This is a genomic window from uncultured Roseibium sp. (genome assembly GCF_947494555.1).
Taxonomy (GTDB): domain Bacteria; phylum Pseudomonadota; class Alphaproteobacteria; order Rhizobiales; family Stappiaceae; genus Roseibium.
This window is the reverse complement of the sequence record NZ_CANLVF010000003.1, coordinates 432,857-453,737: the sequence shown is the minus strand read 5'-3', so window position 1 is coordinate 453,737 and position 20,881 is coordinate 432,857. Positions and strand designations below refer to the sequence as shown.

22 protein-coding genes and 1 tRNA gene are annotated in these 20,881 nt (G+C 57.4%); 15 read left to right on the top strand and 8 right to left on the bottom strand.

Going from position 1 to position 20,881, the window contains the following annotated elements:
- Window positions 1-422: 422 nt before the first annotated feature.
- The 8 genes from Q0915_RS16810 to Q0915_RS16780 all read right to left on the bottom strand — a co-directional run bounded on the left by Q0915_RS16810 (window position 423) and on the right by Q0915_RS16780 (window position 7,942).
- On the bottom strand, window positions 423-1,304 hold the full coding sequence (locus tag Q0915_RS16810) for a shikimate dehydrogenase (protein WP_299475884.1): 882 nt from the start codon (window positions 1,302-1,304) through the stop codon (window positions 423-425).
- 137 nt (window positions 1,305-1,441) lie between these two features.
- Window positions 1,442-2,344 (bottom strand): 3-deoxy-7-phosphoheptulonate synthase, encoded by a 903-nt coding sequence (gene aroF, locus Q0915_RS16805; protein ID WP_299475882.1) that lies wholly within the window; start codon window positions 2,342-2,344, stop codon window positions 1,442-1,444.
- On the bottom strand, window positions 2,344-3,441 hold the full coding sequence (locus Q0915_RS16800; RefSeq protein WP_299475879.1) for a Gfo/Idh/MocA family oxidoreductase: 1,098 nt from the start codon (window positions 3,439-3,441) through the stop codon (window positions 2,344-2,346). The genes aroF and Q0915_RS16800 overlap by 1 nt, the downstream gene beginning before the upstream one ends.
- Entirely contained in the window at window positions 3,438-4,826 is a 1,389-nt protein-coding gene (locus Q0915_RS16795) for a glycosyltransferase (RefSeq protein WP_299475876.1), read from the bottom strand. The genes Q0915_RS16800 and Q0915_RS16795 overlap by 4 nt, the downstream gene beginning before the upstream one ends.
- A 202-nt stretch (window positions 4,827-5,028) precedes the next feature.
- The gene (locus Q0915_RS16790; RefSeq protein ID WP_299475873.1) at window positions 5,029-5,766 is read right to left on the bottom strand and encodes an acylneuraminate cytidylyltransferase family protein; all 738 of its coding nucleotides are present in this window, start codon (window positions 5,764-5,766) and stop codon (window positions 5,029-5,031) included.
- A gap of 191 nt (window positions 5,767-5,957) precedes the next feature.
- Window positions 5,958-6,641, bottom strand: coding sequence for a hypothetical protein (locus Q0915_RS16785; protein WP_299475870.1), 684 nt, complete (start codon window positions 6,639-6,641; stop codon window positions 5,958-5,960).
- A gap of 377 nt (window positions 6,642-7,018) precedes the next feature.
- Window positions 7,019-7,573 (bottom strand): hypothetical protein, encoded by a 555-nt coding sequence (locus Q0915_RS32115; RefSeq protein ID WP_366525301.1) that lies wholly within the window; start codon window positions 7,571-7,573, stop codon window positions 7,019-7,021.
- A 279-nt stretch (window positions 7,574-7,852) separates the two neighbouring features.
- A tRNA-Ser gene (locus Q0915_RS16780) sits at window positions 7,853-7,942 on the bottom strand.
- Between the two features lie 492 nt (window positions 7,943-8,434).
- Here Q0915_RS16780 and Q0915_RS16775 point away from each other — a divergent pair.
- The 15 genes from Q0915_RS16775 (at window position 8,435) to Q0915_RS16705 (ending at window position 20,813) form a co-directional block, all read left to right on the top strand.
- Window positions 8,435-9,130, top strand: a complete 696-nt coding sequence (locus Q0915_RS16775; protein WP_299475868.1) for a 50S ribosomal protein L21 — start codon at window positions 8,435-8,437, stop codon at window positions 9,128-9,130.
- Between the two features lie 55 nt (window positions 9,131-9,185).
- The gene (rpmA, locus tag Q0915_RS16770; protein WP_299475865.1) at window positions 9,186-9,455 is read left to right on the top strand and encodes a 50S ribosomal protein L27; all 270 of its coding nucleotides are present in this window, start codon (window positions 9,186-9,188) and stop codon (window positions 9,453-9,455) included.
- A gap of 142 nt (window positions 9,456-9,597) precedes the next feature.
- Window positions 9,598-10,203, top strand: coding sequence for a GNAT family N-acetyltransferase (locus Q0915_RS16765; RefSeq protein ID WP_299475862.1), 606 nt, complete (start codon window positions 9,598-9,600; stop codon window positions 10,201-10,203).
- The gene (locus Q0915_RS16760) at window positions 10,200-10,769 is read left to right on the top strand and encodes a GNAT family N-acetyltransferase (RefSeq protein WP_299475859.1); all 570 of its coding nucleotides are present in this window, start codon (window positions 10,200-10,202) and stop codon (window positions 10,767-10,769) included. Before Q0915_RS16765 ends, Q0915_RS16760 begins: the two co-directional genes overlap by 4 nt.
- Window positions 10,766-11,305 carry a GNAT family N-acetyltransferase gene (locus Q0915_RS16755; protein WP_299475856.1) on the top strand — a complete coding sequence of 180 codons (540 nt, stop codon included), beginning with the start codon at window positions 10,766-10,768 and terminating at the stop codon, window positions 11,303-11,305. The genes Q0915_RS16760 and Q0915_RS16755 overlap by 4 nt, the downstream gene beginning before the upstream one ends.
- Entirely contained in the window at window positions 11,305-11,850 is a 546-nt protein-coding gene (locus tag Q0915_RS16750) for a GNAT family N-acetyltransferase (protein WP_299475854.1), read from the top strand. The genes Q0915_RS16755 and Q0915_RS16750 overlap by 1 nt, the downstream gene beginning before the upstream one ends.
- Window positions 11,851-11,902: 52 nt before the next feature.
- Window positions 11,903-12,949 (top strand): GTPase ObgE, encoded by a 1,047-nt coding sequence (obgE, locus tag Q0915_RS16745; protein WP_299475852.1) that lies wholly within the window; start codon window positions 11,903-11,905, stop codon window positions 12,947-12,949.
- The gene (gene proB, locus Q0915_RS16740) at window positions 12,949-14,094 is read left to right on the top strand and encodes a glutamate 5-kinase (RefSeq protein ID WP_299475849.1); all 1,146 of its coding nucleotides are present in this window, start codon (window positions 12,949-12,951) and stop codon (window positions 14,092-14,094) included. Before obgE ends, proB begins: the two co-directional genes overlap by 1 nt.
- Window positions 14,095-14,146: 52 nt before the next feature.
- On the top strand, window positions 14,147-15,427 hold the full coding sequence (locus Q0915_RS16735; RefSeq protein ID WP_299475846.1) for a glutamate-5-semialdehyde dehydrogenase: 1,281 nt from the start codon (window positions 14,147-14,149) through the stop codon (window positions 15,425-15,427).
- Window positions 15,424-16,056, top strand: coding sequence for a nicotinate-nucleotide adenylyltransferase (locus Q0915_RS16730; RefSeq protein WP_299475844.1), 633 nt, complete (start codon window positions 15,424-15,426; stop codon window positions 16,054-16,056). Before Q0915_RS16735 ends, Q0915_RS16730 begins: the two co-directional genes overlap by 4 nt.
- A 206-nt stretch (window positions 16,057-16,262) precedes the next feature.
- The gene (rsfS, locus tag Q0915_RS16725; protein WP_299475841.1) at window positions 16,263-16,673 is read left to right on the top strand and encodes a ribosome silencing factor; all 411 of its coding nucleotides are present in this window, start codon (window positions 16,263-16,265) and stop codon (window positions 16,671-16,673) included.
- 119 nt (window positions 16,674-16,792) lie between these two features.
- A complete protein-coding gene (gene rlmH / locus Q0915_RS16720) occupies window positions 16,793-17,275 on the top strand; it encodes a 23S rRNA (pseudouridine(1915)-N(3))-methyltransferase RlmH (RefSeq protein WP_299477055.1) in 483 nt (160 codons plus the stop codon).
- Window positions 17,276-17,319: 44 nt separating this feature from the next.
- Window positions 17,320-17,820, top strand: a complete 501-nt coding sequence (locus Q0915_RS16715) for a GNAT family N-acetyltransferase (protein WP_299475839.1) — start codon at window positions 17,320-17,322, stop codon at window positions 17,818-17,820.
- A 276-nt stretch (window positions 17,821-18,096) separates the two neighbouring features.
- The gene (locus tag Q0915_RS16710) at window positions 18,097-19,488 is read left to right on the top strand and encodes a peptidoglycan DD-metalloendopeptidase family protein (protein WP_299475836.1); all 1,392 of its coding nucleotides are present in this window, start codon (window positions 18,097-18,099) and stop codon (window positions 19,486-19,488) included.
- The gene (locus Q0915_RS16705; protein ID WP_299475833.1) at window positions 19,485-20,813 is read left to right on the top strand and encodes a S41 family peptidase; all 1,329 of its coding nucleotides are present in this window, start codon (window positions 19,485-19,487) and stop codon (window positions 20,811-20,813) included. Before Q0915_RS16710 ends, Q0915_RS16705 begins: the two co-directional genes overlap by 4 nt.
- Window positions 20,814-20,881: the final 68 nt, after the last annotated feature.

The following is a 20,881-nucleotide window of genomic DNA, read 5'->3' as shown; positions in this document are numbered from 1 at the left end:
TCAGGTGTCGTCCTTGAGAATGGTGTGCCTGTCGAAGGCGCGGAAGTGGTTTTGGTACGCTCATATCTTTCTACGGTTGATGCGACACAAGTTTCCAAAGACCAGCGTTCAATCAGCACCAGATCGGACTCAAGCGGCAGGTTTGCGGTCGGGCCGATCAAAACTGTCAAGGTCGTACATATGTTCGGAGACGAGCTGCTGGTCTATGCACTTGTCATCAGGCACAACGGCCAGAGTCTCCTCGGGTTTAGAGACTCAGGCACAGGGTCGGCAGGTGGTCCATTCAGCGTCACCTGTGATCTCGCGCGGCCGAAAAAATATCTAGACTCAACGATCTATTGCGAGTTTCAAACGCCAACCAACGTGCAGCCGTAGCGTCGAATTCAGGCGGCCTCTAAAGACACCAGACTATATGACATCAGTCATCCAGCCGCTTTTTTCATACTCGCTGAAATGCGGTCCAGATCCGCGATCCTGGTCGCCTTGGAAAACCCGAGAACGGCCTGCAGCAGGTTCATGGTCAATCCGTTCTTGATTTCCAGGCCGTTCTTTTCGGCCATGGTCAGCAACGGCGTCTTTAGCGGGTCGTAAATGATATCGAAGACGAGGCTGCCGGGCCGCACCTGGTCCAGGTCGGCGGCTGCTATCGGGCTTTCGCTCGCGACCCCGTTGGCAAATCCGACCGGGGTGCAATTCACGATCAGGGAGGATGCCGGTATCAACGCGCCTATGTCGGCGTTGGTGGCCGATTTAGCGCCGATCCCGGAGCAAAAGTCTTTGGCAGTTTCAGGTGATCTTGAAACGATCGTCAGGGAGGCTCCGGCATCCGCCAGAAATGCGGCAACCGCTTTGCCCGCACCACCCGGCCCGATCAACAAGGTGTCTACACCCCGAAGGTCCGGAATGGACGCTTTGATATCGGCAAGGGCCGCCTCGCCATCGGTATTGGTGCCGCATAGCTCTCCGGCATCATTTCGATAGAGGCAATTGACAGCGCCGATTTTCAGCGCCTGCGGTGAAAGTCTATGACTGCCCAGCCAGGCAGCAATGCTTTCCTTGTAGGGCATGGTTACGGCACCGCCGATGAAATCCGTATCGCCGGCGAGCGTCTCAAGAACCTGACCGAGTTTTTCCGGCAGAACATCCATCGGAACCATGCGTTCCGGCCGCCCGAAGTCCTGAAAAGCGGCATTCCAGAGAAGGGGAGAGCGTGCCCCTTTTGACGGTGAAGCGCCAAGAATGCCGGCATAGCGTTCGCCGGCCTTAAGGCCCGGATCGTTTTCCAGGAGTTCTACGATCTTCATGGCAGTGGGTCCCTGAGCATCATGTCATTGGCGGGTGAAACGGTCATCCGCGGCACGTCCGGTAACGGCCCGCTGCTGCAAAACTGCGGGCCGTCAGATTAGGAATTTGAGGCGGCGCCCGTTGTATCGGCCGCGGATCAGGAGAGCGTTCTGCCCATGGTACGGTCGACGACCTGCGCGATGCCCTCCATCGAAACCATCAGATCTTCGAAAGCCTCGAAGGTGATCGGTTGAAGCGGATCTACCGCGGAGTTTTCCGGGTCGGGGTGCACCTCGAGCATGATCGCGTCGGCCCCCGAAGCAACGGACGCGAGCGCCATCGGCTTGACCCAGCTGCGCCAGAAAGTGGCATGGCTCGGATCGACGGCAATCGGCAAGTGCGTGACTTCCTTGGCGGCGGGAACGACCTGCAGGTCCAGGAGAAAGCGTGAGGAATCCTTGTGTGTATGCGGTGCAGTCACGCCGCGTTCGCACAGAATGATCTTTTCATTCCCTTCAACCATTGCGTATTCGGCAGCGCCCAGCCAGTCGCGCAATGAACATCCGAAATGCCGCTTGATCATAAGTGGTTTGCCGGTCTTCGCCGCTGCCGTGATCAGGGGATAGTTCTGCATGTTCCGGGAACCGATCTGGAGAATGTCCGCGACCTCACAAACGAGGTCCAGATAACGTTCCTCCATGATTTCAGTGATGATCCCGATCCCGGTTTCCTTCTTCGCGGTTCCGAGCCAGCGGATGCCGTCTTCGCGTGTTTCATTGTACTTGGCCGAGCGGTACGGAAAGGAGAGCGGCTTGAAGGCGCCGCCGCGCAGGAATTGTGCTCCGCTCGCTTTGACAGCAGTGGCGGTTTCGACAATCAGTTCCTCGCTCTCGACCATGTTCGGTCCGGCAAACACCGGGATATGGCCACCGCCGAATTGTGCGCCGGCAATCTCGAAGGTCGAGAAGTGATCTGCAGATTTCTTCGCAGCCAGGGGAAACTTTGACTCGAGATCTTCGCTCGAAACGTCTTTTCCGGGGGCTTTGTTCTCAATGGCCATTAAATGTCTCCCTTATCAGTCGCTATGCCGGTGCCGAGCCGCGATGACAGCGGCTGGTCGCCAATATTCACCCAGGTTTCGCTTTCAATGCTTTTGTAAAGCGCATGCACCAGCTCAACGCTGCGAACCGCATCCAGCGCAGTGATCGGCGGTTCAATGTCGCCGGAAAGCAGGCGATCCACGATATCCTGAAGCATTGGTCCATGACTGAGGCCATAGCCGGTCGGTACCGACCGGCTGAATTCTTCAAAGACGGTTTGGTCGGACGGCCTGCTTTCCGTGAATTCCCAGGTGTCGATTGTGTTGAGCGCGATCCCGCCGATCTGCGCCATGCCCTTCTCGCCGACAATGGAAAGCGATGCTTCAAAGTCACGCGGGCGGGCGGCAGTTGTTGCCTCGATCGTGCCGAGGGCACCGTTTGAGAATTGCAGAGCTGCAACCATGGTGTCTTCGGCTTCAAGTTCATTCATGCGGTTTGCCATGGCGGCGGACACCCGCTCGACGGGTCCGCAGATCCAGTTGAGCGCGTCAACGTGATGGATCGCCTGCTGGTTGATGACGCCGCCATCCATCGCCCACGTGCCGTGCCACTCGTCCTCATAATAGGATTGTTCGCGGCACCAGCGCAGGCGGACACAGGCTGAAATAATGCGCCCGAAACGTCCTTCGGCGAAGGTTTCCTTCAGTTTCATCACCGCCGGGTTGTAGCGATTCTGGAATATGCAGCCGTACATCAGACCTTTGGAAGCTGCAAATTTGCCGAGGTCGTAGGCATCACCGGGCAGAAGCGTGATCGGTTTTTCGCAAATGACGTGGCAGCCCTTTTCCAGCGCGCTGCGGGCATGGGCGGTGTGATCGCCGCTCGGCGTAAGCACAAGAACAAGATCCGGCTTTGCCCCATCGATCAGTGCATTAAGGGACACGAAGGCTGTTGAGTTGAGCGCATTGGCGGTTGCCGTTGCGGCCTGGCTGCGCGCATCCGCGCACCCGACGATCTCAAGTCCGGTCACGCCGGGGTCGCCGTTCAGGATCTTGACGTAGTGTTGTGCAACGCGGCCACAGCCCAGAAGGCCGACACGAAGTTTTGTTTTTGTCATGGTTTCGGGTTCTCGCTGCCGTTTGCCGTGCGCCAGTTGATCAGCATCGGCTCTGTGAGCTGCATGGTCTTTTGATCTCGGACTTCGATCCGTGACAATGGGTCACTGACTTCCACGATACCCAGGCGCCCCGACAAGGGATCGCCCAGGCGGATGTTCATCGGATGCGTAACACAGCCAAGTCCGAACAGGCCGACAAGCGCATGCTTGTCGCGCAGGTTGCGCGGGGTCGATACCGGCTCGCTGCTGTCTTCGATCTGGCCGTCGCGATCGCGGAACCAGATATGACGGCTCTCGCTTTGCCCCGCGATGACAGCATCGAATCCCTGGTCCAGGGTCAGCGAAATCATGTCCTCAATGAGCGTGTCGGGCCGGAAGGGGTAGGTTTCTCCAAGGACGACCACAAGGTCCGGCACACCATAGAGCTGCTCGACTTCCTCCAGGGTCCATTGAAGAACGTCTCCTATACCGACGATATCGTCGCTCAGGTGTTCGGGGCGCAGAAACGGAGCCTCTGCTCCGAGGCTCTTTGCAAGCTCGGCGGTTTCTTCTGAATCCGTGCTGACGATGACCCGGTCGATCGAGGGCGACGCCTGCGCCTGTCTGATGGCGTATTTCAGCAGGGGACCGTTTTCACCTGTTATGGACTTGCCGCGCACGGGGATGATCGCAAACACCTCGGCCTTGTGCATCGCATGCCGGCCAAGATCCGCCGCTCCGCTGATCTCTTCCATTATCCGCACAACATTGTTGGCGCGGTTGACGTCAAGATCCTGGTGTATGCCGTGGTAGTGATAGACCGACGCATCAGGCTCGTAGACGATCTTGAGGCCCGCATCGATAACCGTCTTGCCCCACAACCTGTCTTCGATATTTGAAAGATCGTTGTCGAAGGGAAAACGCTGCCAGATTTCTCGCCGGAATGCCGAGTTCGCGTTGTGAAAGAAGCTGTCCTTGTGCTGGACCTTCTTGTCTAGGCCGAAGACGATCATCAGATCGCGCTTGTCGAAAGGCGAACTGAACGACAGAGGTTGCTGGCGGCCATAGACACCGGCGATCTGCGGATCATCCAGATCTGCAACCAGATTGGTCAGCCAGGTTTCGTCTGTTGGAACACAATGCCCCGACAGGCAGACCAATATGTCGCCCTTGCTGGCCTTGATTCCCAGATTGATGGCCAGCCCCGGCTTGAAATCCTCGATCTCGACAAGCTTGACCGGATATTGCTTTGCCTTGGCGACGGTGCGATCGGTCGATTTGTTGTCGACGAGAATAACTTCAAGATTAGGATAATTCTGCCTGAATACGCTTTTCAGGCATGCGCTAATCCAGCGTTCTTCGTTCTTTGTTCTGATAATTATGGAAACGAGCGGTGCGTTATTCATCTGTCTGGTCTGTTACTGGCGAGCCATCGTCAAAATTTGTGTCATTGGGAGTGTGCGTTTCAAGCTCCCGCGATATGCCGCCGCTCTGCTTCTCGCCAGGGCACCATTTTGCCCAGGTGGGCCAGAGCCTTTGGCTCAATGCGCCACGCGGCGCTGTTGTTAACCACGGGATCGGCCCGAGTGCAACAGTGCGGGAAACACCTCAACGCTTGGGTTCTATGATTTGAGGAGCATTGTCGGGATCGTTGGCCTTCAGCCACGCAATTGCCTGCTCACAGAGGAAGAAATCGAACTCGGAGTGAATGTCCAGACCCGTTTCCGTGCGATCGTTGATGATCGGCGAAATGCTATCGCCGATACGGCGGCCGTTTCGCCAGAGATGGGCCCGGCTGGCGCAGGTCAGCCCGGTATCTTCCCGGTAGATCTTCTTTCGGACCTGCCGCGACGAATAAGATGCCATCCACTCCTGCAGGCGGCTGTAGCCTTCGTCATCATCGTTTTTGATCCAGTAGTTCTTGTGGGTCCCCTGAACCGAAAAAGCACTCTCAAGATCCGGATCGTTCTTGAGCGCATCGACGGCCTGTTTGATCCAGGCCGGGTTCCTGAAGATGTCTGTCGCGGTCAGAAACACGCAGATGTCGAAGGCCTCGTTCGCAAGCTCCTCGTAAGACGCGAGCGCATGCTGCAGTGTTTCTTCCGTCGTCGAAAGGTCCTGAGCCAGTTCCCTTGGTCTGATAAAGGGAACGTTGGCGCCGTAACGCCTGGCAACGTCCGCAATTTCTTCCGAGTCGGTTGTGACGATTATCTCATCGCAGGCCCCGCTGAGGCGCGCAGCGGAAATCGGATAGGCAATCAGGGGATGTCCGTCGAGAAGCTTGATATTCTTTCCCGGAAGTCCCTTCGAACCACCTCGCGCAGGAATAATTGCGATTGTTTTCATTGATGTGTTCTCTGTCGGTTGAGATTTCGATTTTCCGGAAGGGGCCTGTGAACGCGCACCGTCTAGCATATTTTCCGACAAATCAGGAATGGTGACGGGATCCCTGAATTCTCGGGCTCGCAAGCACCTGTATGTTTTGGGGCGCTTGCGCCATTTTGCGGTGAGGCCTTAAGCTGTCAGAAGCAAAGGTCTCATTCGCCGTATATCCGTTTTTTGGTCTCGGCGCCGGAATGAATGAGTTTGTTCTGGACGTAGTGCTTCAGGCGCTTTTCCGTCAACCGAAGCCAGAACTCTGCCTCTTCGGCAAAAGGGCGCCGAGCCGCCGCTCCGCTCGCATCGAACTTCTTGAGCCGGCCTTCTTTTACGAGATCATTGACCCAGTCTCTTTCCGCATCAAGGTCATGTGTGTGCATGCCCTGGTGGGTGAAGCCGAACATGCGCAGTTCCGCCTCCGGTATGGTGTCCAGCAGTTCGGCGATGGCGCATATGCCGGTTGTGGGCAGGAAATCGGGTCCCGCAGCGTAGCGTTCCAGGTGTTTTCGCGCCTTCTCCAGCGGACCAAGGCCCAGATAATTCGGCTTGCATTCATGTTCGAACAGCCAGTCGACCTGCCCGTTTTCTTCAATGTCGTTGATCCAGACTTCCTTGGCCCGGTGAAGGGCGACGGGATTGATCCGTTTGCTCATGTAGACGCGGGCGCGGTTGATTATCAAAATGTCCACACGCTTGCCGGCCGCGCCGCACGAAGTGGCCCTGTTGAATCTCAGAACGATATCTGCCTCGTCGATTACTGCGGCATTTTCCTGCGAGACGGGGCCGTTTCCGACGATTGCAAGTGTCTTGGGGTTTCGTGCCAACAGGCTGCTGTCGATCATTCTTGTCCTGAAACGCTCTACGTGAACCAAGTCTTGGTATCAATTTTGACCGCCTTATCAGACAGAACTGCAAAGAGCACAAGTATTGTCTCGGTGTTGAAGGTGCGGGGCCGCAAAGAATGATATTTTCAGGTCAAATTCATTTGAGGATCCGGACCGATCGCGCTTGGCTCCGGCGGGTTCGGACGGAGCAAAGCAAGAGAAAAATGCGAAATCACAGGCTCCTGCTTTTGGAGCCCGGATCAAAATCTAAAAATCTAAAGTATCAATCGGCTACGAAAGCCAACAAGGGAAGTTGCCAGATTAATCACCATGTTGGCCCAAAGGCCGTCATGCTTGGGTGCCTGTCGCTGCCGCAACACGCGAAGAGACATTGCTCACTTTCGGAAAACAGTGAAAGACCAATACCCGTCATCGCCGTGTTGCGCGTTGTACCACCCCCTGCCCCTGAGTTCACGGGCAATGAGGCGATTCATCATTCCTTGGCCAAGAAGCAAGACTCGGCCTTCTTCTTTGGCACTCTTTCGAAGTATCTTGGCGCAGGTTCTCGCGCGCCTTTTGGCGGAATTATAGGACTCTCCGTTCGCTGAAAACCCAAGAAACCAAAGCACGCGAAACAGAATGCAGTAAGTAAAAAACGAGAATTTGGGCCAGCCCAAATTAAGATACGGCAGGGCAGGCTCTCGAAACACGTCATCGTACGTGGTTTTGGCCTGGATCCCAAGTTTCTGGATCGAATCCGTTGCACGTTTCAGATCACTGCTGAAAGCGGCAGAACATTCATCGGCGACAGTGCTGGCTGCCTCAGTCGGAGTTGCCGTTGATGACAATCCGGAAAACTCGTAGCTGGCGACGATTTCACCAACTTGCCGTGCCGAAACCTTCTGCTGTTTCAAAGATTCCAGATCGAGTTCGGGTTTGCCGTGCCGCATTAATATGATCTGCATATTGTCTGCTCAAATGTCTCATTGCTGAACAAGTCCGTTGTCTAGCAGGCGGTTCTCCAGCCGACAATCTGTACAGCGGAGCGAGCTCGCCGCCTTGACGGCCATGCTGGCGACGGTGCGGTCTAGTGCGCCGGACCACGATCTTCAAGATCGATTTCAAATGATGTTTCTGGCGGCATTGTCACAACCAGATGCACCGGAAGGATAAACTCTCCCAGCAGTGCAGGCGGTTGTCGATGTGTTCAGGCTGGGCATTTTTGGAAATGGCGGAGAGAGGGGGATTCGAACCCCCGGAACGCTTGCGCGCTCAACGGTTTTCGAGACCGCCCCGTTCAACCACTCCGGCACCTCTCCGCGGCACTTTCGACAAAACGGGTCTCAAGTGGCGCGGAACATAGACAAGCTCCATTTCAACCGCAAGACCCGATTTGCATTCTTTGAACAGTCGGGTTCATTGTGCGGCGCTGCGCGTTCCTGGAGACCAGCGGTGCCGGACACCTGGCAGACCGGATCTTTCCCTGGGCCAGACACGCAAGACGAACGCGGCGGTTGGCTGCTGATGCATCGGGGGTCTGGGCGCAGCACGGCGCGCGGCGCATATTTCCGTTTGACTCCACGCGATGGAGAGTTATATTGCGCGGGCTCGGAAAAGTTCAGCTTTTTCGGGTTTTCTTTGTCGATCCAGGCCAGACGGGCTGAAAGCTTCACGCAACCCGACGCAAAGACCTGTCAACCGGACGGATGTCCGGAGGGACAGGCGCCTTGAGTTCGACCTGAATGCAACCGGTTTTCGAGCCGAAAGGCCTATGCCGGGATGTCAAAAACGAAAAGAAGGACGTGCGCGACATGTTCGCTGTAATCAAAACCGGTGGCAAACAGTATACTGTTGCCGCAGACGACCTCCTGAGGGTCGAAAAACTCGAAGCCGAAGCCGGCAGCACCGTAACTTTTGACGAAGTGCTTTTGGTTGGAAACGGCGCGGAAACAACTGTTGGCGCTCCCACTGTGGAAGGTGCCAGCGTGGTTGCGGAAGTGGTCGATCAGGGCCGTGGCCGCAAGATCATCGTGTTCAAGAAGCGCCGGCGCCAGAATTCACGCCGCCGCAATGGCCATCGTCAGTCCTACACCCTCGTCAAGGTAACGGACATTCTGACCGGTGGTGCAAAACCGGCCAAGAAGGCAGCGCCGAAAAAGGCTGCGCCAAAGGCTGAAGAAAAGGAAGCCGAAGCAGCGCCGAAAGCTGAAGCGGCTCCGAAGACTGAAGAAGCTCCGAAGGCTTCCGAAGTGAAGGAAGACAAAAAAGAAGAAGCAGCCGTCGAGCCGCTCTTCACCGCACCGGAAGGCAAGGACGACCTGAAGAAGATCTCCGGCGTCGGCCCGGTTCTTGAGAAGAAGCTGAACGCTCTGGGCATCACCACCTACGAGCAGATCGTGAACTTCTCTGCGGAAGACATCGCCCGCGTTGACGAGGTCCTGAACTTCAAGGGCCGCATCGAGCGCGACAACTGGGTTGAACAGGCCAAGGAACTTGCAGGCGCTTAAGGCCGCTGTTTCAGGACTGTTGATTTAAGAATTCGAAGAACGAGGAGTTCTAACGATGGCACATAAGAAGGCAGGCGGCTCGTCCCGTAACGGCCGCGACTCAGCTGGCCGCCGTCTCGGCATCAAGAAATACGGCGGGGAATCCGTGATTCCAGGCAACATCATCGCTCGTCAGCGTGGCACACAGTGGCACCCGGGCACCGGCGTGGGCATGGGTAAGGATCACACCATTTTCGCGACCGTTGAAGGCAAGGTTCAGTTTAAGGCGGCAGCCAACAAACGAACACTTATCAATGTGGTCCCAGTGGCGGAAGCCGCGGAGTAAAGCCGACGTGAAGTTTCGAAACGCCGGCGTCCCGTAAGACCCCGGCAGTTCGAGACAGGTCAGCAACCAGAAGACCAGTCGAAGATCCAAGGGGGAGATGGGACGCCATCTCTCCCTTGATTTGTTTGTGCTGGAGGAAATGATGGTTGTTGAAAGCGATGGATTGCTGGACGAAAGCAGTTTGGCCGCGGCCCCGTTGCCGCAGGAAGCGGTTCATGTACGGCTCGACAAGCCGCGCAAGGACGATCTGGCCGATCTGGTATTTCTGGCCAACAACAAGACAGTCGCGGCGAATCTCGCCGCCTTGCCCCATCCATTTACATTGGAAAATGGCCGCAATCTGATCGCGCGTGCAGGTCAGGCGAGGGAAAATTCGGCCATATTCGCAATCCGGCTGAAGAGCACCGGACGTTTGATCGGTGTTGCCAAATATGCCGCCGTCGAAGAGGACGGTGCCGTGCATGTCGGCTATTGGCTGGGCGAGCCTTTCTGGGGGAGGGGGTATGCGACCGAAGCCGTGCATGCGCTGGTCGACCATGCCTTTACCTACAACGACATCGAAGAACTTCAGGGATCCTGCCGCGTGACCAATCCGGCGTCGCGCCGTGTGCTGGTCAAGTCCGGTTTCCAGTACCGGGACCAGGCGATGATCCGCTCGGTTGGAGCCGGCGGGTCCGTGCCGATCGAACGGTATGTACTGGAAAGAACAGTTTGGAAGTCTTTAAAATGTTGGGGGCAAGGACGATGACGAGTTTACCTGATTTGAGAACGCGACGCCTGGTATTGCGGCCGATTACACTCGCAGACACGGAAGCGGTGATTGAACTTGCCGGGAAGGACTTTCAGGTTGCCCGCTGGCTGACGTCTTTTTCGTGGCCCTATGAGGACGGATCCGCTGAAGCTTTTCTGGACACCGTTATTGAGCAGGACCCATTAGAGACGGAAGCCGTATTTGCGATCACCCTCGGTGGTGTGTTTATCGGTGTTGTCGCGGTCGAAGCGCCCGGTGACCTGAAGGAATTGCCGAACGCACCGACGATCGGATATTGGATCGGTCGCGCTTTTCAGGGGCACGGATACGCCCGTGAAGCCGTCGACGCTGCGCTCGACTGGGCCTTCAAGGCCTTTGCGACCGATGTGATTGCTGCCCGCGCCTATGAAGAAAACACACGTTCGCGTGCGCTTCTGCGCAAGGTCGGGTTCAAGCCTTACTCCATCACGGAACGCTTTGCCAAACCGCTTGACCGAAGGGTCTCGAACGTTGTTGTCCGCCTGTCGCAGGCTGACTTTGAGAAACGGCGGGTGCCGGCATGAAACCCGTGGCTCTGAATTCGAAGCGTCTGATACTGCGTCCGCCTGCTGGGTCGGACGCTGAACGGCTGTTCGAATTGATTGGAAACTACGAAGTCTCCAAGATGCTGTCTGTAGTGCCGCATCCCTACACAATGGATGATGCCCGCTGGTGGCTGGGGCAGATCGCATCCGACGACCTGGCGGGCGAATGCGCGTTTGCAATTGACGACGGCACTGGTCTGATCGGCGCGGTCTCGCTCGGTCGCCACGGCAATGAACCAACGCTTGGATACTGGCTTGGCCAGCCCTATTGGGGCAAGGGCTATATGATGGAAGCGGCCGGCATGGCATTGGCCTGGTTCTTTTCGGTGTCCGACGCTCAAGCGATTGAGTCGGGTGCTCTGGACGAGAACCCTGCATCTATGAGTGTTCTGACCAAGCTCGGTTTCGGACATGGTGTCGCCCGCGATCTGAATGTGCGCGCACGCGGAAAAGTCATGGCATCCACCAGGGTGTTTCTCGGTAGAGAAGAATTCGTCGCAAGGGAAACTGCGTGATGCGAACCTCTGTGATTGAAACCGAACGCCTGGTGGTGAGGCCACCGCGTGCCGACGATATCGACCGGTGTGCCGAGCTTCTGGGCGACTACGAAGTCGCCAAGATGCTGTCGCGCGTCCCCTATCCCTACGACCTTGAACAGGGGCGCCAATATCTTGAAAAATCGCTCGCTCGCTGGGAAAACCTGGCGGAAGCGGATGAACTTGGTTTTCATATTGACCATGAAGGTGAATTGATCGGCGGCCTCGGCTTCAAAAAGTTGCAGGAGACCCCAGAGATCGGCTATTGGCTGGGGCGGCCCTACTGGGGCAAGGGGTTCATGAGCGAGGCTTTGAACGCTGCGATCTGCTGGGTGTTTGAAAACACGGCACATGAACGGCTTGCTTGTGAAGCCATGACGGAAAACCCGGCTTCGATCAAGGTGATGGAAAGAACCGGATTTCGCCCTGTCGGCGAAGTCAGTTGCGTAAGCGTATCACGCGGTGAGACGTTGCCTGCCATCAGAAGCGAAATGACGCGAGCGGACTTTATGCGCGGTCTTTGACCCTTGAAAGGTCATGGCCTGACAGCAGGATAAGTGAAAAGAAAGAAGAACAATGAAATTCCTTGATCAGGCCAAGATCTACCTCCGCTCGGGCAACGGTGGCGCCGGTTGCGTGTCTTTCCGGCGCGAGAAATACATTGAATATGGCGGTCCCGATGGCGGCGACGGCGGCAAGGGCGGGGACGTGATCGTCGAATGCGTCGACGGTCTGAACACGCTCATAGACTATCGCTACAAGCAGCATTTCAAGGCCGAAACGGGCATTCACGGCATGGGCCGGAACCGCACCGGTGCGCATGGCAAGGATGTCGTGCTGAAGGTTCCTGTCGGAACCCAGATCCTGGAAGAGGACAACGAGACACTGATCGCCGATCTGACCGAACTCGGCCAGCGTGTCCATCTGCTCAAGGGCGGCAACGGCGGCTTTGGCAATGCGCATTTCAAGTCGTCGGTCAATCAGGCACCCCGGCGTGCCAACCCCGGTCTCGAGGGCGAAGAGAAGTGGGTCTGGCTGCGCCTGAAACTCATTGCCGATGCAGGTCTTGTCGGCCTGCCGAATGCGGGAAAGTCAACCTTCCTGGCCACCGTCTCTGCGGCAAAGCCCAAGATTGCCGACTATCCGTTCACGACACTCCATCCCAATCTTGGCATTGTCCAGATCGACGGGCACAGCTTTGCAATGGCCGATATTCCCGGCCTCATCGAAGGCGCTCACGAAGGAACGGGCCTTGGCGACCGCTTTCTCGGCCACGTGGAACGAACGCGGGTGCTGTTGCATCTGGTCGACGGGTCAGGACTGGAAGATCCCGGCGAAGCCTACAAGGTCGTGCGCGGTGAACTGGACGCTTATGGTGCGGGCCTTACGGAGAAACCGGAAATTGTGGCGCTCTCCAAGTGCGATGCACTGACGGAGGATATGATCGCGGAAAAAGCGGCGGCTCTTGAAAGTGCCTGTGGTCAGAAGCCGCTTATCCTGTCATCAGCCAGCGGTCTGAATGTCGATCGCGCACTGCGCATGATCGTGCGCGCAATCGACAGGGACAAGGAAGAGGCAGCCAATCAGGTGCCGGCGCCTGAACAGGAGGGGTGGCACCCCTGATGGCAACATCCTCGTCGCGCAGTCTTGGTCAATACAGGCGCATCGTCGTGAAGATCGGCTCCGCTTTGCTCGTGGAGCGCGGCGAACTGAAACGTGCCTGGCTGGAGGCGCTGGTGGGCGATATCGTCATGCTCGCCGAGGCGCAATCCGAAGTCCTGATTGTGTCATCCGGTTCGATTGCCCTGGGGCGAGGTGTTCTGGGATTGCCGCAAGGGCCCCTCAAGCTGGAAGAAAGCCAGGCAGCTGCCGCTGCTGGCCAGATCGCTCTTGCGCAGGCTTATGCGGATGCCCTCGGCCAACACGGTAAGAAAGCGGGACAGATTCTGTTGACGCTGGGAGATACCGAAGAGCGCCGCCGCTACCTGAATGCACGGGCGACCATCGGGATGCTCTTGAAGATGGGGGCTGTGCCGATCATCAACGAAAACGATTCAGTGGCGACATCCGAAATCCGGTACGGCGACAATGACCGTCTCGCCGCGCGCGTCGCGACGATGGCCAGCGCGGACTGTCTCGTCCTGCTGTCGGATATCGACGGGCTCTACACGGCTCCACCTGCGCAAGATCCGGATGCGGTATTTCTGCCGGAAGTTCCGCGCATCACCGCTGAAATTGAAGCAATGGCAGGCAGTGCCGGGTCCGAACTGTCCCGCGGCGGTATGAAAACGAAAATCGATGCAGGTAAGATCGCGACGGCCGCCGGTACATCCATGGTGATCACGTCCGGCAAGGAATTGAACCCGCTCAAGCGCTTGCACGAGGGCGCGCGCGGTACCTGGTTTCCGGCACTTGCGACGCCTGCAAGTGCGCGCAAGGCCTGGATCGGCGGCCATCTGGAGCCGCGGGGCAACATCTCGCTTGATGAAGGCGCCGTGAAGGCGATGAAGTCCGGCAAGAGCCTGCTGCCGGCTGGTGTGACGGCGGTGTCTGGTACTTTTTCGCGTGGCGATGCGGTGACGCTGCTGAGCCCCGACGGATGCACGATAGGCCGCGGACTTGTCGCCTACGACGTTGATGAAGCCCGGCTGATTGCCGGACGGAACAGCCGCGAGATCGAGGCGATCGTCGGTTACCCGGGCCGTGCGGAGATGATCCACCGGGACGATCTCGTACTCGAGGATGCGTTTTTGAACGGAACGCGCTAAAACGCGAGGGTAATACGGCTCACAAGAGCCGCATTTTTGGGAGTAAACGACAATGCTGGACGTGGTTGAGGCCAGAACGACCGAAGATCTCATGGCAGAGATCGGGCAACGCGCCCGCGCTGCCGGCAGGGTTCTTGCGACCGTTCCAGCAGAGCAAAAAGACAATGCTCTCCGTGAGATGGCACAGGCAGTCCGACTCGCAACAGCTGACATCCTTGCTGGCAATGTGCGTGACGTCGAGGCCATGAAGGCCAATGGCCAGACAGCTGCTTTTCTTGACCGGGGCACCTTGAATGAAGAGCGGATCGAGGCGATTGCAAAAGCGCTGGAAGACATTGTCGCACTGGACGATCCGGTCGGAAGCGTGATTGCGGCCTGGGAGCGACCGAACGGATTGAAGATAGAGCGGGTGCGTACTCCGCTCGGCGTCATCGGTGTGATCTACGAAAGCCGGCCGAATGTGACCGCGGATGCCGGCGCTCTCTGTCTCAAGGCGGGCAATGCAGTGGTGTTGCGCGGCGGTTCGGATACCATTCACTCCAATCGGGCGATCCATGCAGCGCTTCAGACAGGGTTGAAGGCGGCCGGTCTGCCCGAAGATGCCATCCAGATCGTGCCCGTGACGGACAGGGCGGCTGTCGGTGAAATGCTGAAAGGGCTCGGCGGCAACCTTGACGTCATCGTCCCCCGGGGCGGCCGCAGTCTTGTTGAGCGGGTCCAGACGGAAGCCCGCGTACCGGTTTTTGCCCATCTGGAGGGGCTGGTGCACATATTCCTCGACAAGGAGGCTGACTTGACCCAGTCAATTGACATTGTGGTCAATTCAAAGCTCCGCCGCACCGGCATCTGCGGTGCGCTGGAAACACTGCTTGTCGACGAACAGGTCGCGCACAGCCATATGCCGCTTATCGTGAAGGCCTTGCAGGACCGGGATTGCGAAATTCGTGGATGTGATGTGGTCCGTGATATTTGCGAAAACGTTATTCCGGCGAGCGAGCAGGACTGGTCAACCGAGTATCTGGACACAATCCTGTCGGTCAAGGTCGTGCCGGGTCTGGATGCGGCGATGGATCATATCGCCACTTACGGATCGAACCATACAGATTGCATCCTGACGGAGGATGGTGAGGCTGCGGCACGATTCCAGGCCGAGGTCGATTCCGCCATCGTTCTGCACAATGCATCGACTCAATTCGCGGACGGCGGCGAATTTGGAATGGGCGCGGAGATCGGGATTGCAACAGGGCGCATGCACGCGCGCGGCCCGGTTGGCGTCGAGCAACTCACCAGTTTCAAATACAAGGTGCATGGGTCAGGTCAGACGCGCCCATGAGTCCTATCACATTCGGGCCGGGTCTTTGTGGCGATTGGTTGAAACTGCCGCATGCAGAGCCGGGCAACCGTATCGGGATTTTCGGGGGATCATTCAATCCCCCTCATTCCGGACATCGGCTGGTTGCTGAAACGGTGATAAAACGCCTTGGTCTTGATCAGGTCTGGTGGTTCGTAACGCCGGGCAATCCGCTGAAAAGCCACGCGGAACTGGCACCACTGGAATCGCGGCTGCGCATGACACGCGCGGTTGCTGATCATCCCCGGATGAAGATAACGGCCTACGAAGCCGTCCTCGGCACGCCTTACACGGCAAAAACGATTGTTGCGTTGAGAGCAAAATGCCCGTCGCTGCGATTCGTTTGGGTCATGGGTGCTGACAATCTTGGCAGTTTCCATCGCTGGCAGGATTGGCGGACGATTGTCGGCTCCGTACCGGTTGCCATTGTCGACAGACCCGGAGCGTCGCTGTCGACCGTCTCGTCTCCTATGGCAAAAGCCTTTGAAAGATATAGGCTTCCGGAAGAAGAGGCCAAACTGCTGCCGGATATGGAGCCGCCGATCTGGACGTTTTTGCACACGCCGCTTGATCGAACATCCTCAACGGATCTGCGAAATTCTCGCGCGTGAATATTGACAAAATTAACGATGAAAAACCGTTGTCTTGAAAATGCCAAACGGGAAGCGGTATTATAGAGGCGGTCGCGATGAACGCGGCCGAGGTACGGTCAACCGGTCCTGCATCCAAAACGGGTGACGTATGAAGCCGAACTATCTGGTTCGTGACGACGTTGGTAGCGGGACGGCACAAACGGCGAAAGGCACTACACCTGACCATGACCTTTGAAAGTGGGCGGACAGAATTGTCCACTCCTCTGCAGGCTTCCGTAAGCGCTGATCTTGCGGCAGGTCTCCTCGATACGGTTCTGAGCAGTCTGGAAGACTCGAAAGCTGAGGACCTGGTAACTCTCGACATCACTGGCAAAAGCTCCCTTGCGGATCACATGGTAATTGTGTCCGGACGTTCCCATCGCCATGTGGGTGCAATTGCGGATCATTTGCTGAAGAACCTGAAATCTGCCGGCGTCGGCAAGGCTACGGTTGAAGGTCAGAACACGTGTGACTGGGTTCTGATCGATGCAGGTGATGTCATCGTACATATTTTCCGTCCTGAAGTTCGCGGCTTCTACAATCTTGAGAAGATGTGGGCCCCCGAAACGGACGATGCGCCGCAATATATAGGCTGAGCCGGAAAAGACCCTGCTTTCGAGTCGCGTCTTGAAAGCAGGCTGATCTGAGGACCGCCCGGTCCGCGCCAACCGTCATGCGGAAGTTTAAGACCGGACAGACATCCGGCGGGGATCTTATGCGCTTCACACTCTCCTGTATCGGTAAGATGAAGGCCGGTGCGGACAAGGACCTGCTTGACCGGTATCTTGAGCGTGCGCGAAAAACAGGACGCGGGCTCGGCGTTGCCGGAATTATCCTCAACGAAATGTCCGAAAGCCGCGCGCAGCGCGCCGCGGACCGGAAAAACGAGGAAGCCACGGCGCTGCTGAACTCCCTTTCAAACGGGGCACAGCTCGTCGCACTTGACGAAAACGGGCGGCATCTGACCAGCGCGGATTTCAGTCGGAAACTGGAAAGCTGGCGGAATGAGGGTGTTCCGGAAATCGTATTCGCAATCGGAGGGGCGGATGGACACGGTCCGGATGTGCTTTCCCGCGCTGATCTGAAACTGGCACTTGGGACCATGACCTGGCCGCATCAGATTGCCCGCATCTTGCTCGCGGAGCAGATTTACAGGGCCATGACGATACAATCCGGGCACCCTTATCACCGGTCATGATCGTGCCCGACCAACGTTCACTGCAAAGCACGGATCAATTTGCCATGCACACACCAACGCTTCTGACGGAGCGGTTCGCATTGCGGCCGATGACACTGGCGGACTGGCCGGACTATGTCAGCCTCATGCAGTCAGAGCGCGCAAAGTTCATGGGTGGGCCCATGTCGGTGGAGAAGGCCTGGGGCATGTTCTGTCATGACGTTGGCCAATGGGCGCTGATGGGTCATGGAGCCTTGATGATCGAAGACCGTGTAACAGCCGAGTGCCTCGGGCAGGTCGGACTCAATCACGGGCCGCTTTTCCCGGAGCACGAACTTGGATGGCTGGTCTATGCACATGCAGAAGGAAAGGGCGTTGCCTATGAAGCCGCGGCGGTTCTTCGCGACTGGGCTTTCGATCACGTACGGCTGGCGACGTTTGTAAGCTACACGGATGCCGACAATATCCGATCATGCCGTCTTGCTGAAAGGCTCGGCGGGGTTCTGGATCCTGATGCGGCGCGCCCCGATCCGGGCGATCTGGTTTACCGCTACGCCCGCACATAACAGGCGTGCAAATCCTCCGAGGCGGTGGGCAAATCTTTATTCCACAGCTGACAACATTAATTATTGTTAACCAGGCAAAAGGGCAAGAAAACACGATTTTGCCCGTATCTCGCCGTATTCCGCACTTAACCGGTAAGAGAGCAGGAGTATGCCGCGGTAAGGTTGCGTGATCGCGCTTGGGCGGCGGGTGGATTAACAATCCGGTTATGTGTGTAAACGCTTCGTTAACGCAGACTGTGTATCGCAGGAAGGGCAACCTTTGGGAGCTGACGAGAATTGAAACCGGATCGCATCAGTAAAGTGCGTCCTGGACTTTGGAAGCGGCAGACAACAGGGCCAGTCCTGAGTTTGGTGGCGCTTGCTCTGATACTCACTCCTGGTCCGTCGGTTTCAAGCGAAAGCCTCGACGAGCAACCTGAGACATCGGTCGCTGAAACCTCCGAGATCGATGCGTTTCTGGATCGCAAGAAAAAGCGCGAAGGCGAACTGGCCGCGTTGTCGAGGGACATTGAGGTGTCGACGGATCGTCAGGATGCCATCGCCCGCGAGATACGCGCGCTGGATCGCGACCGGGAAACGCTCAACGCAAAGATCATCAGCTCCTCGGACACCATCAAGGGTCTTGAAACCGAGCTGACCGATACGGAACGCAGGTTGATGAGCCTCGGGGAAAACGAAGATGCCGTTCGGCTCTCCCTGATTGCCCGGCGGGATATACTGGCCGAAGTGCTTGCTGCGCTTCAGCGAATCGGAAAACGCCCGCCTCCGGCTCTTGCTGTGCGCCCAAGTGACGCCTTGTCGGCCGTGCGAAGTGCGATACTTCTAAATGCGGTGATGCCCGAATTGAAGGTGGAGACCGAGGCGCTTGCGGCAGATTTGGAAGAATTACAGCGGCTTAAGTCTGTCATCGCCGAGGAGAAAAACCGCCTTCGCGGCGATGCGATGAGATTGGCTGAGGAAAAGTCGCGGCTGGAACTTCTTTTGAGTGCCAAAAGACAGGAACATCTTCAATCGGTCCAGGTGCTCGAAGAGGAGAAAAAACGCGCGGCGGAACTGGCGGAACAGGCAGGCTCCCTGCAGGAGCTGATCGCAAATCTGGAGACGGAAATCGAAAGCGCACAGGTTGCGGCAGAAAAATCCCGGCAGGCTGCGTTGAATGCGAAGCGCGACACCTCGCGCAATGTTGATCCCTTTGCGGATCCCGGAAGGCTTGCTCCGGAGATATCGTTTGGTGAAGCTAAGGGCAGGCTGCCGCATCCGGTTGCGGGAACCATGCTGAAGGATTTTGGCCAGGAAGATGAATTCGGTGGTTTGACGGAAGGTCAATCTATCGCCACAAGGCCAGGGTCTAATGTAACTTCCCCGGCCGATGGCTGGGTGGTCTATTCCGGTCCGTTCCGTTCGTTCGGTCAGCTCTTGATCCTGAACACTGGCGACGGCTACCATGTCCTCCTCGCCGGCATGGATCGGATAGATGCGGAATTGGGGCAATTTGTTCTTACCGGGGAACCGGTTGGTGTGATGGGCGCTACCCAGTGGGCAAGTGCCTCTACGTTCGGCTTGGGTTCGACCCAGCCGATCCTATATGTTGAATTTCGGAAGGACGGCCGTGCGATCGATCCCACGCCCTGGTGGGAACGCACAGAAGAAGAAAAGGCTCGCGGATGATACGGAAAGCTTCCTTGCTGCTGGTGGGTGCCCTTGTTGGGGCTGCGGCAGTTACGACAATGTCCCAGATGCCGCTCAAGGTTTCTGCCACGGCGAATGCTGCCGCAACCGACACTTACCGGCAACTCAACCTGTTCGGCGACGTGTTCGAGCGGGTTCGTTCCGATTATGTGGAAGTTCCGGACGATGCGCAGCTGATCGAAAGCGCCATCAACGGCATGCTGACTTCCCTGGATCCGCACTCCAGCTACATGTCGCCGAAGAGTTTCCGCGACATGCAGGTTCAGACGCGCGGCGAATTTGGCGGACTTGGCATCGAAGTCACGATGGAAGAAGGCCTCGTCAAGGTTGTGTCGCCTATCGATGAAACGCCCGCCGCGCAGGCCGGCGTCCTTGCGGGCGATCTGATCACCTACATCGACGGTGAGCAGGTCCAGGGCCTGACCCTGAATGAAGCCGTTGAGAAAATGCGTGGTCCGGTCAACACGGATATCATCGTCACGATCCGCCGCGAGGGACGTGCCGAGCCGTTCGACATCACGATCACGCGTGACATTATCCGCATCCGGTCCGTGCGCTGGCGCGAAGAGGAAGATGTCGGATATGTGCGTGTGACACAGTTCAACGAACAGACCTATGACGGCCTGAAAAAGGGCATCGAGGAAACAACCGCCAAGATCGGTGAAGACAAGCTCAAAGGCTATGTGATCGATCTGCGGAACAATCCGGGCGGTCTTCTGGATCAGGCGATCGCCGTGTCCGATGCATTCCTCGACAGGGGGGAAATCGTCTCGACGCGCGGCCGCGAAGCAGATGAGACGCAGCGCTATAACGCACGTTCGGGCGACCTGACCAACGGCAAGCCGGTTATCATTCTGGTGAACGGGGGATCCGCGTCAGCCTCCGAAATCGTTGCAGGTGCGCTTCAGGATCACCGCAGGGCAACGATCCTCGGCACACGGTCCTTCGGAAAAGGCTCCGTTCAGACCATTATCCCGCTCGGCGCGAATGGTGCGATACGTCTCACAACGGCGCGCTATTACACTCCGTCCGGTACCTCCATCCAGGCCAAGGGCATCGTGCCGGACATCCAGTCCCTGCAAGAGCTTCCTGAGGAGTTGGTTGGCCGTGTGGAAACACGGGGTGAAGCCGGTCTGCGCGGTCATCTGGAAGCCGACGGTGAAGAACAGTCAGGCAGCCAGGCTTATGTGCCGCCGGATCCCGAAGACGACACGCAGCTGAACCTTGCTCTGGACCTCTTGCGCGGTGAAAAGGTGGACAGTGCCTTCCCGCCTGTGCCTGACAGCGCTGCAGTCAAAAACTAACGCTTTCCCTGCGCGCCGGTCGCCGGCGCGCAGCACTTCCGTTCTCGTTCTGCGTTTCCTTAAATCAA

What these genes read in the sequence shown, in the direction of transcription:
- Q0915_RS16810 (WP_299475884.1), bottom strand. Translation starts at nt 1,304, where the DNA reads ATGAAGATCGTAGAACTCCTGGAAAACGATCCGGGCCTTAAGGCCGGC.
- aroF (WP_299475882.1), bottom strand. Translation starts at nt 2,344, where the DNA reads ATGGCCATTGAGAACAAAGCCCCCGGAAAAGACGTTTCGAGCGAAGAT.
- Q0915_RS16800 (WP_299475879.1), bottom strand. Translation starts at nt 3,441, where the DNA reads ATGACAAAAACAAAACTTCGTGTCGGCCTTCTGGGCTGTGGCCGCGTT.
- Q0915_RS16795 (WP_299475876.1), bottom strand. Translation starts at nt 4,826, where the DNA reads ATGAATAACGCACCGCTCGTTTCCATAATTATCAGAACAAAGAACGAA.
- Q0915_RS16790 (WP_299475873.1), bottom strand. Translation starts at nt 5,766, where the DNA reads ATGAAAACAATCGCAATTATTCCTGCGCGAGGTGGTTCGAAGGGACTT.
- Q0915_RS16785 (WP_299475870.1), bottom strand. Translation starts at nt 6,641, where the DNA reads ATGATCGACAGCAGCCTGTTGGCACGAAACCCCAAGACACTTGCAATC.
- Q0915_RS32115 (WP_366525301.1), bottom strand. Translation starts at nt 7,573, where the DNA reads ATGCGGCACGGCAAACCCGAACTCGATCTGGAATCTTTGAAACAGCAG.
- Q0915_RS16775 (WP_299475868.1), top strand. Translation starts at nt 8,435, where the DNA reads ATGTTCGCTGTAATCAAAACCGGTGGCAAACAGTATACTGTTGCCGCA.
- rpmA (WP_299475865.1), top strand. Translation starts at nt 9,186, where the DNA reads ATGGCACATAAGAAGGCAGGCGGCTCGTCCCGTAACGGCCGCGACTCA.
- Q0915_RS16765 (WP_299475862.1), top strand. Translation starts at nt 9,598, where the DNA reads ATGGTTGTTGAAAGCGATGGATTGCTGGACGAAAGCAGTTTGGCCGCG.
- Q0915_RS16760 (WP_299475859.1), top strand. Translation starts at nt 10,200, where the DNA reads ATGACGAGTTTACCTGATTTGAGAACGCGACGCCTGGTATTGCGGCCG.
- Q0915_RS16755 (WP_299475856.1), top strand. Translation starts at nt 10,766, where the DNA reads ATGAAACCCGTGGCTCTGAATTCGAAGCGTCTGATACTGCGTCCGCCT.
- Q0915_RS16750 (WP_299475854.1), top strand. Translation starts at nt 11,305, where the DNA reads ATGCGAACCTCTGTGATTGAAACCGAACGCCTGGTGGTGAGGCCACCG.
- obgE (WP_299475852.1), top strand. Translation starts at nt 11,903, where the DNA reads ATGAAATTCCTTGATCAGGCCAAGATCTACCTCCGCTCGGGCAACGGT.
- proB (WP_299475849.1), top strand. Translation starts at nt 12,949, where the DNA reads ATGGCAACATCCTCGTCGCGCAGTCTTGGTCAATACAGGCGCATCGTC.
- Q0915_RS16735 (WP_299475846.1), top strand. Translation starts at nt 14,147, where the DNA reads ATGCTGGACGTGGTTGAGGCCAGAACGACCGAAGATCTCATGGCAGAG.
- Q0915_RS16730 (WP_299475844.1), top strand. Translation starts at nt 15,424, where the DNA reads ATGAGTCCTATCACATTCGGGCCGGGTCTTTGTGGCGATTGGTTGAAA.
- rsfS (WP_299475841.1), top strand. Translation starts at nt 16,263, where the DNA reads ATGACCTTTGAAAGTGGGCGGACAGAATTGTCCACTCCTCTGCAGGCT.
- rlmH (WP_299477055.1), top strand. Translation starts at nt 16,793, where the DNA reads ATGCGCTTCACACTCTCCTGTATCGGTAAGATGAAGGCCGGTGCGGAC.
- Q0915_RS16715 (WP_299475839.1), top strand. Translation starts at nt 17,320, where the DNA reads ATGCACACACCAACGCTTCTGACGGAGCGGTTCGCATTGCGGCCGATG.
- Q0915_RS16705 (WP_299475833.1), top strand. Translation starts at nt 19,485, where the DNA reads ATGATACGGAAAGCTTCCTTGCTGCTGGTGGGTGCCCTTGTTGGGGCT.